14 protein-coding genes are annotated in these 14,014 nt (G+C 46.8%); 5 read left to right on the forward strand and 9 right to left on the reverse strand.

Annotated features, from left to right (window positions below):
- Positions 1–53: 53 nt before the first annotated feature.
- Positions 54–623, reverse strand: coding sequence for a xanthine phosphoribosyltransferase (locus AC58QM_RS08165; protein ID WP_497282922.1), 570 nt, complete (start codon positions 621–623; stop codon positions 54–56).
- Positions 624–890: 267 nt separating this feature from the next.
- Here AC58QM_RS08165 and AC58QM_RS08170 point away from each other — a divergent pair, with 267 nt between their 5' ends.
- Positions 891–1,607, forward strand: a complete 717-nt coding sequence (locus AC58QM_RS08170) for a DUF4309 domain-containing protein (protein ID WP_497282923.1) — start codon at positions 891–893, stop codon at positions 1,605–1,607.
- 48 nt (positions 1,608–1,655) lie between these two features.
- Here the strand turns inward: AC58QM_RS08170 and AC58QM_RS08175 are convergent, their stop codons facing one another.
- Complete coding sequence (locus tag AC58QM_RS08175; RefSeq protein ID WP_497282925.1) at positions 1,656–2,291, reverse strand: DedA family protein; 636 nt, start codon at positions 2,289–2,291, stop codon at positions 1,656–1,658.
- A gap of 144 nt (positions 2,292–2,435) precedes the next feature.
- Between AC58QM_RS08175 and AC58QM_RS08180 the strand changes: the two genes are divergently transcribed.
- A complete protein-coding gene (locus AC58QM_RS08180) occupies positions 2,436–3,476 on the forward strand; it encodes a YkvI family membrane protein (protein ID WP_497282929.1) in 1,041 nt (346 codons plus the stop codon).
- On the opposite strand, the gene AC58QM_RS08185 is transcribed toward AC58QM_RS08180, so the two are convergent.
- Genes AC58QM_RS08185 through AC58QM_RS08205 form a run of 5 tightly spaced genes read right to left on the reverse strand, consistent with a single transcriptional unit; the run spans position 3,408 to position 9,871 of the window.
- On the reverse strand, positions 3,408–3,845 hold the full coding sequence (locus AC58QM_RS08185) for a hypothetical protein (RefSeq protein ID WP_497282932.1): 438 nt from the start codon (positions 3,843–3,845) through the stop codon (positions 3,408–3,410). The genes AC58QM_RS08180 and AC58QM_RS08185 overlap by 69 nt on opposite strands.
- 28 nt (positions 3,846–3,873) lie before the next feature.
- Entirely contained in the window at positions 3,874–4,152 is a 279-nt protein-coding gene (locus AC58QM_RS08190; RefSeq protein ID WP_497282934.1) for a hypothetical protein, read from the reverse strand.
- Positions 4,153–4,178: 26 nt separating this feature from the next.
- Positions 4,179–7,406, reverse strand: coding sequence for an AAA family ATPase (locus tag AC58QM_RS08195; RefSeq protein ID WP_497282935.1), 3,228 nt, complete (start codon positions 7,404–7,406; stop codon positions 4,179–4,181).
- On the reverse strand, positions 7,403–8,680 hold the full coding sequence (locus tag AC58QM_RS08200; protein WP_497282937.1) for a metallophosphoesterase family protein: 1,278 nt from the start codon (positions 8,678–8,680) through the stop codon (positions 7,403–7,405). The genes AC58QM_RS08195 and AC58QM_RS08200 overlap by 4 nt, the downstream gene beginning before the upstream one ends.
- Positions 8,681–8,707: 27 nt before the next feature.
- A complete protein-coding gene (locus AC58QM_RS08205) occupies positions 8,708–9,871 on the reverse strand; it encodes a glycosyltransferase family 4 protein (RefSeq protein ID WP_497282939.1) in 1,164 nt (387 codons plus the stop codon).
- Positions 9,872–10,097: 226 nt separating this feature from the next.
- On the opposite strand from AC58QM_RS08205, the gene AC58QM_RS08210 reads away from it, so the two are divergent.
- The 3 genes from AC58QM_RS08210 (at position 10,098) to AC58QM_RS08220 (ending at position 13,072) form a co-directional block, all read left to right on the forward strand.
- Complete coding sequence (locus tag AC58QM_RS08210; RefSeq protein ID WP_497282940.1) at positions 10,098–11,234, forward strand: GGDEF domain-containing protein; 1,137 nt, start codon at positions 10,098–10,100, stop codon at positions 11,232–11,234.
- A 143-nt stretch (positions 11,235–11,377) separates the two neighbouring features.
- Positions 11,378–12,319 (forward strand): aldo/keto reductase family protein, encoded by a 942-nt coding sequence (locus tag AC58QM_RS08215; protein ID WP_497282942.1) that lies wholly within the window; start codon positions 11,378–11,380, stop codon positions 12,317–12,319.
- A gap of 369 nt (positions 12,320–12,688) precedes the next feature.
- Positions 12,689–13,072 carry a hypothetical protein gene (locus AC58QM_RS08220; RefSeq protein WP_497282944.1) on the forward strand — a complete coding sequence of 128 codons (384 nt, stop codon included), beginning with the start codon at positions 12,689–12,691 and terminating at the stop codon, positions 13,070–13,072.
- A gap of 132 nt (positions 13,073–13,204) precedes the next feature.
- Here the strand turns inward: AC58QM_RS08220 and AC58QM_RS08225 are convergent, their stop codons facing one another.
- Both AC58QM_RS08225 and AC58QM_RS08230 read right to left on the reverse strand, forming a co-directional pair.
- Positions 13,205–13,501: a DUF6509 family protein gene (locus tag AC58QM_RS08225; RefSeq protein WP_068669800.1), complete on the reverse strand. Its 297-nt coding sequence runs from the start codon at positions 13,499–13,501 to the stop codon at positions 13,205–13,207.
- Positions 13,502–13,597: 96 nt separating this feature from the next.
- Positions 13,598–13,873, reverse strand: coding sequence for a transporter suffix domain-containing protein (locus tag AC58QM_RS08230; protein ID WP_497282946.1), 276 nt, complete (start codon positions 13,871–13,873; stop codon positions 13,598–13,600).
- Positions 13,874–14,014: the final 141 nt, after the last annotated feature.

Consider the following 14,014-nt stretch of genomic DNA (forward strand, 5'->3'; position numbering starts at 1 on the left):
AATCATTATAATAGATAAATCGTTTTCAGGGAAGTCATTGTCGCAATGTAAAATCAGTCAAAAGTGATCTGCCCGTTCGCCAGCGAGGCGATTCGCGCTAGTGACTCCACGCGAATTCCGCGTTCGCGAATGGATTTTCCGCCATTTTGAAACGATTTCTCAACAACAATACCAACACCGACAAGCTCTGCTTCTGCTTTCTCCACAATGCGGACTAAACCGCGCGCTGCATCGCCATTGGCAATAAAATCATCGATCAACAGAATACGCTCACCTTTGTGCAGCAAATGCGCGGACACCATAATATCGGTAACTATCCCTTTGGTAAAAGAGGGAACACGCTCACTATACGTATCTTGATCCATCGTTAATGTCTTCTTGCGACGGGCAAATACCATCGGGACACCGAGCTGCAACGCAGTCGTGTAAGCAATAGGAATACCAGATGATTCCACCGTCAGAACTTTGTCTGGCTTCGTTTCTCTAAACAATCTTGCAAATTCTTTCCCCATCTCCATTATGAGAACAGGATCTACTTGGTGATTCAAAATGGCATCAAGTTTAAGTACTTGATCTGAAGCGACGACGCCGACCTCTAAGATCCGCTGTTTCAATAACTCCATGAAATCGGCCCCCTTTAGCTTTCTATTATGAGTAAGTTACCATATTGCTCCTGCCTCTTCAAGTCCATTTAGAAAATAACAAAAAACAACTGAAACTTTTTGCGCATCCATGGTGTCTATATAATATAAGGATTTACATTCATTTGGTATTCGTTCTAGAATTGCTCACATTTGGGCAGGAAGAGCTATTTGAAAAGCTTCGATAAAACAGTATCATTAATCTTACTTGTATTTTTCAATTCAATGACTCTTCGGAGGAAAGGATAGATGGCAATGAACAACCTAATTAAACCCATCCTTGTAGGCTGTATGCCTGTTGCAATTGCATCATTCTTGGTGACTGGATGCCAAGAATCATCTGCTCCTGCTCCAAAGGCTACTATAGAGGTAACGAACACGTATACGCCTGCACAGATCACCCAGGAATCCACGCCTCCGACCATTGTCGCCGTCCCGACTGCCACACCAGCGATCGATGATAGCACCAAGCATGAAGCACAAGTCGCCGGTATCACCAAAGTTGATCAAGGGGATATTTCCCAGACTCAAATCATCACAAGTCCAAAGCCTACGGCTAAGCCAAAGGTGAAAGCAGAAGATGCTTATCAACAAGAAAAGCCGACCTTGATGGGATTAAAGCTTGGGACGCCACGAGCTGCTGTATTGGAGCGTTTTGGCAAAGTGAAGAAGCAATTTGTGATGGAAGAAGATGACATTGAGGTTTACGATTTCACGGACTTCTCCGTCGGCTTCAACAGCAAAGGAACGCTTGAATTCGTTGATGTACACTCAATTGACATTGATCCTGGTTTACATGGCTTGCGTCTAGGCCAGAGCGTTCAAGACGCGATCGCCACTTTAGGCAAACCGGATACGAACTCAACCTACGTATTGTCATACAAATCACAAGGTACTTTGCTGAAGATCGATATTGATCCGCATAACAACACGATTCAGTCCATTAAACTTTTTGCAAACTCATAATTCTCACCACTAAAAAAAGACCATGAATTCAGCCCTTGAGGTTGAGATTCATGGTCTTTTTTTAGGTTTGCGTTTCAGAATAACAATGTGATGTTTCCTGAATTTAAAGTAAATCAATAAGCCAACAGCAACAAGAATGGCAAGTATGCCAAATGTAATTCCCATGTAGGTATGCATCAAGTGTAAGAAGCTTTCAAAATTATTGCCGATAAATCGTCCAAGTGTCAGAAAGGTTGTACACCAGAGCAGCGCTCCGGTTCCTGCATACAAGATATACTTATAAAACTTCACGCCGCTGACACCTGATAAGTAACAAGTGAAATGACGAACCCCAGGTATGAAATACCCGAAGAAAACGGTCCACAATCCGTACTTTTTAAACCAACCTTCCGCTGTCTCGATTCGAGCTGGAGTCAGTTTCACCCATTTGCCATACCGAGTAAGAAAAGGCTTACCTACTCGATGACCAATAAAATAGCTTACTGTCATCCCCGTCATCGTCCCCGCATAAATTACAGCTAATGTTGGACCGTAGTCAAAGAGACCTCCTCGAGCGGTTAAAGACCCGATGAACACCATTAAGGTTTCATCCGGAATCGGGACACCAACCATCCCTGCGGACAACAAGAGATATAAAGCTACATAGCCGTAATGACTTATGAAATCAAATAGGAATTCCTTCACAACTGACACACTCCCGAATTTAACATCAACTGCCCTGTTCCGCGCAATGGGACTTACGCAGGGGCTTGCCCTAAGTTCCAGTCATGCATGCTTGCACACAAACATACCTTGTACTATATCAAACGAAAGAAAGCGAGGCAATATATGCGAAATGGTGCACAGATTGTCCGTGTTGCCTTCACCTACATCGGAACCGTCGTTGGGGCTGGTTTTGCTTCCGGGCAAGAAATCCTTCAATTTTTCACTCGCTATGGCTCGCTGGCAACATTAACGATCGCGTTATCGACGGTGTTATTCATATGGATTGGCATACAACTTATGCTTATGGCACATGACTTAAAAGCAGAATCCTATGAGGATTTAAATAAGGTGCTTTTTGGAGATAAAATTGGCAAATGGATTAGTTTGTTTATGATGGTCGTTCTTTTTGGTATTACCACGGTCATGTTAGCAGGTGCTGGGACAGTGTTTGAAGAACAGCTGCATCTCTCCTATACAACTGGCCTTGTAATCACACTCGTACTTTCTTATGTTGTGCTAACGCGAGGGATTAAAGCCATCATGACCGTCAACTCCATCGTTGTCCCCATTATGCTGCTTTTCAGCTTCGTCATTGTTGTGTATACCTGGCATTCCCCAGCGTCAGGCAATTGGCTGCGAATAACCAGCGATGATTCACTCTTCCGCGTCTGGTTTGCACCCTTCCTATACACGGCCTTTAATTTGGCCATGGCACAAGCAGTGCTCGTTCCGATGGGCGGCGCAATTCGCGATCGTTCCGTGCTCTATTGGGGTGGGTTGCTTGGCGGAGCAGGCATTGGGCTCCTTCTGTTAGCTGCACATTATGCCCTATCTGCACAAATGCCGGGCATTGCACAATTTGAAATTCCGATGGGAAATATCATGACTAAACTTGGTTATTTCCCACAAGTCGCTTATTTGCTCGTCATTTACGGCGAAATATTCACAACCTTTATTGGGGATGCCTATGGGTTATCCATGCAGCTCCAACAACGTATCAAGGTTCCTCGCAAAGTACTGCTTATCGCCATCTTACTTCTTAGCTATGCCATTAGTCACATTGGGTTTAAAACGTTATTAACTGCCTTATACCCGCTATTTGGCGTGGTTAGTGTCGTTTGGCTCGTGTTGATGATCTGGCGTAACCGCCGCAGTACGTTGTAGGGCATTTCCTTGAGGGAAGCTGAGCACGACGATCAGACGAATAAATAAGAGCAGCATACCCATCGCAGAAGTAATAATGCCTGTAAGCAGATAAGCCCAGTGGAAATTCGCAATTTCCGTATGATCTCGCCCAACGGCCACAAGTACAGCAATCATCAATAATAGGCCAATGATAAATAACCCCACTACGGAGTAATCAATAATCGTCCATCTTGAAAAATACGTAACAGCAATCTCGACTTGGCTGACCGCTCTCGGCGAGGCAGCTTGCTGACGCCAGAGCTGGTGTACGGTCCAAGCGGTATAAATGCCGGCACCTGTCACAAAGAGTCCGACCACCGCACCTAGAATAGCCAAAAATAAATTCATTCGCGGGCTCTCCTTTCATCTTCCTCGATTAGTGCTGACGCAAGCCATAGATGAGCAATAACGTGCAGACAAAGCTAATAACGGGAAGTGCATAAAGCAAGGGAAGGATCATCACAGGCGGGAGCTTCATGGCAGGAAACCAAATCAACTGGAGACGCTTTTTTTCCGTCTCCCCCTCTTCTTGATCTACCTTGTGAACTCGAAGTGCATCTGTCGCTCCTTCATTCCACTGAATTTTCCCTTTCTTCCACCCAACCTGATAGGAAATTTCACGATGATCTTTCTTCTTCTCGTTTCCTGAATCCACGTTCCATACCTCCAATCCCAAGCCTTCTATAAGTGAACATATAGGTGATCAGGTATCACACGAGCTGCTGCATCACGCACATGGCCGTGGCAGGTAAATAGCAGCACTTGATGACGCTGACTCAAATCAGCCAGAACGCGCAAACAGCTTTCCATCCGTTCCTCATCGAAATTCACAAGAATATCGTCCAATACCAGCGGTAAAATGGCTTTTCCTCCGTACTCTTCTACAAGTGCGAAGCGCATGGATAAATACAATTGCTCAGCCGTTCCTCGGCTTAGTTGATTCGTATCCACTGTTTGCCCATTTGCTCTTACGGCAAGTAGACGCTGCTCACCAAACGGCGCTTTCACCGCCACGAATGCCCCATTGGTCATCTGGGTGAAATACTCAGAAGCTCGCAGAAGCACACCTGGCTGACGATCCTTTTCGTACATATCGCGAGCCTTTCGAACTAAGAGTGCAGCGAATGAAGCCACCGCATACTGATTCACTTGTTGAGAGATCGTTGTACGAATCGCTTCTGCTTGCAAACGCAGATTCGCTGCATCGGCCCCCTGCTCCAGCTTCTCGATCTGACCCGTTAGCTTACCTATGTCCTCTCTGAGCTCATTCGTCTGCGCGATCGCTTCAACAAGCTTTTCTTGCAACGAGGCAGCTAATCTAGCTAAATCTTCTTCGCCATGGGCATCCATCAGCTCCACATAGCTTGGCATGGAAGCTCGGCTTAACAGCGATTCAAGCGAAGCTTCTAAGAGAACTCGTTCGTCATCCAGCTTTCGCCGTTCCATTTGCTCCCGTTCCAAAATACGGAGCTGTTCTCCATCATTCGCAGTGGCTTCCTGCAGGAGCTGGTGTAGTCTCGTTTGTGACCGCTCCGCATGCTGCTTAATGAGCGATAGCGCTTCCTCAGCCTCTGCACATAATTGCTCCTGCTGGTTGTGTTCTGTGATGAGCACGACCTGCTTTTGCTCATCTTCTTTCCAACGCTTCAATGCAAACAGACAATCATGTGTGGAAGAGGGCAACTCCAGCAGTTTACATGCCTTTTCTTCAAATGTATGGACGTTTCCAGCTAACATGTCTAGCTTAGCAGCTATTTTGTTTAGCTGACGCAATCCCTCTTGCGCTTGCTCGATAACCTGAATCGTTTCCAATAAAGCATCCGTCGATAAATGGTGACCTACCCCGAGGTTTTGCAGCCACTCCTGCCAAGTGGCATACAAATCTTCGGTCTCCGCTTTAACTTCCTCTGTATGGCGGATGCGTTGCTCGTATTGCTGCCCCAACGTTTGTAGATTTTCCTGTGCATCTCGGAATTTCTCTAGCTTCCGAAGCTGTTCGCTATGCAATTGTTTATTTTTCTCTGCATCGCGGAACCAAGCATCCAAATGCGGCTGAAGGGCTTGTAGTGATAATGACATTGACTTTGACATGCTTGGTATATCCTTGGATAGCGTCGTAGCTGCCTCTTGAAAATTGGACGGATGATGGCTCAGTAATCCCTGCTCATAGTGACGAATTTGATTACGAATACGTTGTTCCAGCTGCTCAAGTTCCTGCTCCAGACGATCATCTTGAACTTTAGTGGCGGGCATGGTTCGAGAGGCTCTGCTCTCTTCTTTTTGACGACCCATTAACCAGATATAGCCCAATACGCCTGCCAAAATAAGAAATAAACAGGCAGCTGCCAGCCAATTGCCCTGCCAGCCCAAAATTAGCGGTGTAACAAACGCTAGAATACCTGTCGCTATCATCACGCGTCTACGTCCTGCACGTGCAGCGTCTCGACCAGCCTTAGCAGCCTCTTCAAGGCCTTGTAGGTATACCTGTTGTTCGGCTTGGCGTTCTCGTTGATGCGCAACTTGAGTTGATAGCAGCTGCCAGCGTGCATAATCCGATGCTAATTTCTGCAAGAAAGAAGTAGGGTCCGCGTCAAAATCAACCATTCCTGCACGCATCCCTTTGCTTGCTGCTTCCAAATGAGCTGCACGCTCTTGCTCACGCGTAATCTGCACGTGTAAGCTCTCCAGTTCCGTCTGCATACGCAGCTCATTCTCTGTTGCTAGTCGGAATTGTTCTTTATATGTACGCACTCGTTCGCGAAGTGAGATTGTAACGGCGAACGAAGTGACATCGGATTCATCCCATTGCACATCTAACTTGGCTAGCAATCGATCGACTTGCGCTCGCCCATGTGCAAGCTCAACCTGAAGCTGCTCGATCTGGCGCTTATGCTCCTCATAGCTAGCCGCTTGCTCTAGCAAGTGGTTCAACTCGATTTGATGCGCGAGCACCTCCGGCTCCATTGGGAGCGCAGCAAGCCTGCTGCGCAAGCTCTGCACACGCAGCTGCAGCTTGTCGCGCTCGGCTTGGAGGCGCTCCTGCTCGGCCTCGAGCGCCTCCAGCCTTGCTGTGGCCTGCTCGGGGAAGCCCGGCCGCGCCGGCAGGCCCTCCAGCTCGCGGCCGATCTGCCGCAAGCGGAGCCAGCCGCTGCGTGCCTTGCCGGCCAGCCCGAGCTTGTGCAGCTCCGCGCGCAGCGCCTCCTGCTGCCCCTCCAGGGCAGCAGCGCGCGCCTCCGCGGCGCGGCGTTCTTCCTGCAGCCGATCGTAGTCGGCTGCTCCATCACGGCTGCGGCGCAGCGACTGCTCCAGACCCTCGAGCTCCTTCAGGAGACGGTTCATCTCCTGATTGCGTCCGCGGGGTCTGTACAGGCCGTCGGCCTGCGCCGTCAGCTTGCGTTCAGCCTCCATGATGGCTGAACCGCTTACACCAAGCCCAGCGCTATACAGATAGCCGCTGAGCTCATCGGTCTGCAGGGTGCGAAGCTCCTGCAGTTCAGTTAAACCAAAAGCGAACAAGCTGCGATAGAGGTCGGCCGACAGGCCGCCTAGCAGCGTGTTCAGCAGCTCTTCGCCGCCGGTGGTACCATCGGCGAGCGTGACCTTGACGAGCCCCGCAGAGGCTCGTTTGCCGCCTGTGGCGGGGGCGTCGTAGCGTTCGACGCGTATGCGCTGCCCCTGCTCATCGAGCAGGGTTAGGGCGCCACCATGGGCGCCTCCGCCCAGCGGCTCGTAGCGCTCCGACCGATTCGTTCGCGTTGGAAAGCCGAACAGCACCGCGCGAACGAAGCCCATGAGCGTGCTCTTGCCCGCTTCGTTCGCGCCATAGAAAACGGCCAAATTACCGTCCGTATGCAGCTGACGATCACGCAAGCTGCCAAATCCATCGACTTGGATGGCGATAATTCTCATCCAGGTCCCCCTCCATCCGTGGTTAGCAGATCAGCAACTAGCACTTCTGCGGAACGCAGCCAATCGCGTAGCTGTTCAGGCGTTGCTGCAGCTGGATTCCCTGCAGACTGAGGCATCCCCTGCAAAGCTGCAAGTGCCTCTCTTGCAAAGTTATCCAGTGACTCCTCATCACTTTGCATCGCCGCCGCATACCTTAACAGATCGCCTAAGAAGCTCTTCTCTTCCAGCGCTGCTACTAGATCAAGCTCACTCGCTGTTCGATCCTCGATGGATTCAATCCATACGAAGCTGCTTCGCTCCACTTCTTCTTCTCGCAACTCATCCACCAAATCTTGCAGAGCTCGTCCTTTTCGCAACCGTTCGTGAAGCTCACTGCGGCCTTCTAATACGATTCGCACAATCCCATCTCGCCCCTCGGCCTCATAACGGAGCCGATCCAGCAGCTCTCCTAATCGGTCCTTCAAGGCCTGCTCCGATGGAATCGCCGCCACCGATAGTTTCTCTTGAGACCAACGAACTGTATCCAACGTGTGAAACGTAAGCTCTGCGCGTCCATTGTCATCCATGTTCACCAGATAACAGCCGCGTGGCCCCGTTTCCCGAATACTTCGGCCTTGGATGTTACCCGGATATACGATGGCTGGTTGTTGGTTCACAACCTGTCTTGTATGTACATGACCTAGAGCCCAATAATGCATCCCCGCGTCGACTAAATCCTGTTTGCTGCAGGGCGCATAGTTATCATGGTGCGGATCTCCATCGACATTCGTATGCAGAAGTCCGATTTGGCATACTTGGGCTTGTCCTCTTTTAAATTTCAAAGCAAGATTCTCGGTTACCGCTGAGTTCCCATAAGAAATCCCATGAATCTCAGCAATTAATCCGCGATCCGGCTTCACAACCTGGAACGTCTCCACTCGCTCAGACGCAAAAAAATGAACGTCTGCCGGCCAAACCAGCTTTGCGGCACGTCCATCCTCGGGGTCATGATTACCATGTATGATATAAGTAGGAATGCCTTCAGCAGCAAGTTGTTCCACTGCTTTTTGGAAGCGAATTTGCGCCCGCAGTGAACGATCCGCCACATCGTAGACATCCCCACTCACCAGTACAAAATCTACTTGTTCTTGCATCGCTAGTGCCACAAGCTCCTTTAACGCTTCGAACGTCGATTCTCGAACTCGCTCTCGAACCCGCTCAGGAAGCGCCGACATGCCTTTAAAAGGGCTATCTAAGTGCAAATCGGCAGCATGTATAAACCGTAGTCTTTTCATGGCTTCTAACGCCTTCCTTTGTGAACTTTATTCCTGTTGACCTGCTTCTGGTTGATCAGTCTGCACAGACACTTGATAGCGTTCATACACACTTTTCAATTGACGGAGTACACGATTCAACGAGTACGTTTTCTTCGCTTTTTCCCAAGCTGCTCGCGCCAAATTGTAGCGGAAGCTAGGATCTATCACGACCTTCTCCAGTGCATGGCTCAGCGCCATAGCATCACCAACAGGTACTAGCAAACCGTTGTGACCATGCTCAATTTGCTCAGCAATCCCGCCAACATTGGTACCAATCAAAGCTAACCAACACAGGGCTGCTTCAGCGAACACAGATCCAAAAGCCTCCGCCCGAGATGGCAGAACAAACACATCGAAGAACGGCATGAATTCCTCTGGATGAAGCATATAGCCATAAAAAATAGTATCTTCATAAATATTGTGCTCGATCGCTAATTTCTCAAGCTCTTCCCGACTAGGACCATCGCCAATAATATGCAGCACAAAGTGATGACCGCGCTTCTTCAACTCACCGCAAGCAATAAGCAGCGTATCCAAACCTTTCGCGGGAACCAACCGGCAGACCGTGATGAATTGCGTGACTTGATTTTCATGTGAGATCGGACGGAATCGCTTCTCATCAAAACCATTTGGAATGACGCCTATGCGCTCACTGTCCTGTACATATTCAGCCATATACTGCTTAAACGAATTGGAAACCGTAATGATTTGATCTACCTTCGCTTCTAACTCCCCATAAATCTGGGTTAGAAATTGATGCTCTACGCCATTTTCAACAATACGCCCGTTCAGAATAAGCTCGCGCTCGAAGCTGGAGTGTATGGTCAAAATGACAGGTGTATCCGGATAAATTTGTTTCATAACCAGTGCAGCAATCGGATGATGAGCATGTATAATATCAAATTTCTTAGAAATTCTTAGCTTCGTCCACCATACATAATCTTTATAGGTTTGAATGTATTTATCGATAATTGGGTTTCCGGCATACTTCCGCCAATCGAACGTAGCGAACGATACTTCCTCATTTCCCTTGCCCCGAATCCGCTTAGGTAACGAGAACAGTTCCATTTCCCAACCTTTTTTATTAAATCGTTCCAAAATATAGGGAACCATGGATGATACCCCGCCCGGTTGTTCCGGGGGGAAAAACAATGCTTGCAATATGTTCATTGCATGAGCCCCTCTCCCAAATCCTTGAGCTTACCTTACCTATTGTAACTTGTGTCGGGCGAATAGAAAAGAGAACACGACCTCAACAGCACAAATGTTCTATCCCTGCTCCTCTTTTTCCTTTATAATAGAGTCTGCTTCTATGAGAAATAGGAAAGTAGTTTTCGGTTGCCGAATACGTATTCTTTCCTATGTTGACGAAAAATAGGTCTTCTTGGAGGAAATCATGGACACAATGGATTTACTTACTGGTGAATTAGCTTCGTTTTTATCCCATGCCATAATCGTAGTTATGGTCGCGCTCATGTTTGTCATCTCCCTGCGTTTGTTTCTAGACCGCCGAAAAAAAGGGTATATGTCCATGACGATATCGCTTATTATTGTCGGCGTCCATTATTTGCTTCAATTGTATCTACAAGTTAGCGGTAACGACACGAGCATCGCTGATTATTCGGTGATCATGCTCAAAATAATTTCATTTGTACTTATAAATATGGGAATTTATCAATTATATAATCGCACGAATCGCAAGCAATACATATTTTTCTATGGACTCATCATTATGGGTTTCGTCGTATCGACACTCCATTTTATTGTTCCTAATCTGTATAGCGGGACCGAACATCAAGTTCGTCTCCTGCAAAATATTGGCCTTGAACTGTACATATTCGTTCTCATTTTTCTCTGTTTTTATATGATTCCACCCTATATCGGTCAACAAATGAAATATCAAGTTGCGTTAACGCTTTACTTTTTCTTTCAGACCGTTCAGCTTGTAAATACTTATGTCTATGAGAATGCGCAGCCCTTGCTAACATTTGCTGTCAATCTCCTGCCCATCATGTATTATTTTCTCTTGTTTATGATTCTCTTCGATCGTGTCGTCGAGCTCATGCAAGCCATCTACAATTCATCGATTACGGACGGCCTGACAAGGCTCTATAATCGTAAGTTTTTCTATAATTGCGTCACTCAATATGTGCAGCGACATTTACCTGTTTATATTTTGTTCAGTGATATCGATAATTTCAAAAAATTAAATGATACACAAGGCCACCAGATGGGTGACAATGTACTCAAGCAGGTTGCTCAAATTATGAAAGATGAAGCAGAAGAATGCGGGATTGCCGGACGTTATGGCGGTGAAGAGATGGTGATCATGGTTTCTGACCCTGGCGTGAAAATGGATGCTTTTGCAGAACGAATCCGCAGCCGAATTGAGAAGGAAACGATTGTAACGGCCAGTATCGGATACAGCAAATATAAGAATGGATTAAGCGCTGAAGAACTTATCAAACAAGCGGATGAAGCAATGTATCGCGCTAAGACGACTGGAAAAAACAAGGTTGTGAAGTTTGCTTAATTGGGTAAATGTTCGAGTACCGCACCTGGAGGTAAGTAACTCACCTACTTTTCAGTTCTTATGTCTTGCCGCTTCATGCTTTATAATAGACATGTACAGAACATTCCGTACAAATTCAAGGTAAGAGCAGGAGGCAATGTAACATGCAATATCGTAAACTGGGTAATAGCGGTCTCAAAGTTAGTGAAATTAGTCTAGGCAGTTGGCTCACCTATGGCGGTTACGTAGGGGAAGACCCTGCTGTGCGTTCCATTGAGCAAGCTTACGATCTTGGAGTTAACTTTTTCGATACAGCTAATGTGTATGAACGCGGAGAAGCTGAGCAGGTAATGGGTAAGGTTCTTTCCGCTTATCCTCGGGAATCTTATGTTCTTGCTACGAAAGTTTTCGGCAAAATGGGTGAAGGCCCGAACGATCGTGGACTCTCCCGCAAGCATATTAGAGAACAGGCTGAGGCCAGCCTCCGCCGATTGAATGCGGACTACATTGATATTTATTACTGTCACCGTTTTGATACAGAAACACCATTAGAAGAAACGCTACGCGCGCTTGATGATCTAGTCACACAAGGTAAAGTGCTTTACATTGGAGTCAGTGAATGGACGCCGGCTCAAATTGTGGAAGCTTATGCGCTTGCTGACAAGCTATTGCTCGACAAGCTGATCGTGAATCAGCCCGTGTACAATATGTTCAATCGTTACATCGAAAAAGATATCATCCCACTCGGCGAAGCGAAAGGCTTCGGTCAAGTTGTTTTCTCTCCGTTGGCCCAAGGCCTGCTTACAGGCAAATACCGTGCAGGGCAGCCAATCGCTGCTGATAGCCGTGCAAGCAGTAAAAACTGGGATGAGAAGCAGCTCAATGAGACTTCTTTACATAAAGTAGCTCAATTATCAAGTATTGCGGATGAATTAGGCATCAAGGTGTCCCAGCTGGCCATTGCTTGGATCCTACGTCAAAACAACGTATCCAGTGCCCTTGTCGGTGCGAGCCGACCTGAGCAAGTCGTGGAGAATTGCAACGCAAGCGGCATACAGTTGACGGATGATGTGCTTAGCAGCATCGAGACTATTCTGCAAGGGTAAATCTGAATACTGCTACAGATGCAAAGTAACTAAAACCTGCCGATGTGCAGGTTTTTTTGCGTGTTGTTGTTGGAGGGGTTTTTCTGATTCGAAATTATGTAATAACTGGAAAACATACATATATTTTAAGAAAACCCCCTCGTAAAATAGATTTAAATGGAAAATATGTATTTAATTCCACTAAAATTACTCAAATCGATACAAACACCTAGAAATAACTGTAATAAATCCATCAAATCTAGAAAAAAGGGGAAACCTAATAAAATTAACTGTATAAAATACAGCTATCCATTAAAAGCTCTCAAATAGTTAAAATCTGACTCTATCAATACTCAAGAAGAAGTTAGTTGACGGTCTGTGGTATGTGGTATGTGGTATGTGGTATGTGGTCTACGGTCCGCGGTCCGCGGTCTGCGGTCTGTGGTCTGCGGTCTACGGTCTACGGTCTACGGTCTACGGTCTACGGTCTACAGTCTACAGTCTACAGTCTACAGTCTACAGTCTACAGTCTACAGTCTGCGGTCTGCGGTCTACAGTCTACAGTCTGCGGTCTGCGGTCTGCGGTCTGCGGTCTACAGTCTACAGTCTACAGTCTACAGTCTACAGTCTGCGGTCTGCGGTCTGCGGTCTGCGGTCTACAGTCTACAGTCTACAGTCTACGGTCTACGGTCTACGGTCTACGGTCTACGGTCTACGGTCGATGGTTGGTTGTTGGTGATGTTGGTGCTGATGTTTGATGTTGTGATGGTGTGATGGTGATGGTGTGATGGTGATAGTGATGGTTCTGATACGGTTGATGCAAATGATTTTTGTGGCAAGCGGTAGTCCATACTCAATGGCAAAAAAAAGAGAAGCAACATTGCTCCTCTCCCTCATCCTTACTCATTACTCATTACCTTCCAAATAGTGCTCCTTACAAAACGCTTCCACAACGGCCACTTCATCATCTTCTAAATCAAAATCCAGATAAAGCTCCGTCGTTTTCTCGTATAGTTCATATTTCATAAGTGCTGACGTTTCTTCGGTCACATTATAAATGGCTCTAATATAGAGGCCACTCTCGGAATATAGTTCATCATCTTCCTCAACTTCAATATCGATGATAAATTCATAGCGCTGCCCTGTCAAAATCCCAAAAGGATCTCGAACTAATTCCACTGTATACGTTGTAATGGTAAACATTGTACCGCCCCTTTCTCTTCTGCACCTGTTAGTATACCCGAAATAGGAGCAAAAGAAAAAAGGCCTCTTCCTGAAGTTGGTTGCTCCACTGCTTTTCTAGACATCGTCTTGTTTGATGGACCCCTGATTTGGATTGTCTGGCACTTGCTTTCGTTTCCAGTTTTTCGGGTTCAAGTAGCTTCTATATTTCTTGGCAACTTCCTTGCCTAATAAGATACCACCCGTCCAGAAAGTCACCTCGCTGAAAATTAGCAACCCCGCAATCCACTTTGCCATACCGCCTCCGGTATGTACGAAAAATGGAATTGTAAATGCACTTAGAAATGCAAGTGTCGATAAAATTAACAAGCTGATACCCAGCTTTTTGGTCACATAAATTCCCCCTTACACTTCAAATATAACCTGGTTAGACTATTAGTACTTACGCGTAGAAATGATTACCGTTTCAATAAAACGTTTTGACTCCATCATTCAACGAACAAAAGCCACCATATCCATAAAGGAAATGGCGGC

It is taken from the genome of Paenibacillus sp. J22P165 (assembly GCF_059692015.1).

What these genes read in the sequence shown, in the direction of transcription:
- AC58QM_RS08165 (WP_497282922.1), bottom strand. Translation starts at nt 623, where the DNA reads ATGGAGTTATTGAAACAGCGGATCTTAGAGGTCGGCGTCGTCGCTTCA.
- AC58QM_RS08170 (WP_497282923.1), top strand. Translation starts at nt 891, where the DNA reads ATGGCAATGAACAACCTAATTAAACCCATCCTTGTAGGCTGTATGCCT.
- AC58QM_RS08180 (WP_497282929.1), top strand. Translation starts at nt 2,436, where the DNA reads ATGCGAAATGGTGCACAGATTGTCCGTGTTGCCTTCACCTACATCGGA.
- AC58QM_RS08185 (WP_497282932.1), bottom strand. Translation starts at nt 3,845, where the DNA reads ATGAATTTATTTTTGGCTATTCTAGGTGCGGTGGTCGGACTCTTTGTG.
- AC58QM_RS08195 (WP_497282935.1), bottom strand. Translation starts at nt 7,406, where the DNA reads ATGAGAATTATCGCCATCCAAGTCGATGGATTTGGCAGCTTGCGTGAT.
- AC58QM_RS08200 (WP_497282937.1), bottom strand. Translation starts at nt 8,680, where the DNA reads ATGAAAAGACTACGGTTTATACATGCTGCCGATTTGCACTTAGATAGC.
- AC58QM_RS08205 (WP_497282939.1), bottom strand. Translation starts at nt 9,871, where the DNA reads ATGAACATATTGCAAGCATTGTTTTTCCCCCCGGAACAACCGGGCGGG.
- AC58QM_RS08210 (WP_497282940.1), top strand. Translation starts at nt 10,098, where the DNA reads ATGGACACAATGGATTTACTTACTGGTGAATTAGCTTCGTTTTTATCC.
- AC58QM_RS08215 (WP_497282942.1), top strand. Translation starts at nt 11,378, where the DNA reads ATGCAATATCGTAAACTGGGTAATAGCGGTCTCAAAGTTAGTGAAATT.
- AC58QM_RS08220 (WP_497282944.1), top strand. Translation starts at nt 12,689, where the DNA reads ATGTGGTATGTGGTATGTGGTCTACGGTCCGCGGTCCGCGGTCTGCGG.
- AC58QM_RS08225 (WP_068669800.1), bottom strand. Translation starts at nt 13,501, where the DNA reads ATGTTTACCATTACAACGTATACAGTGGAATTAGTTCGAGATCCTTTT.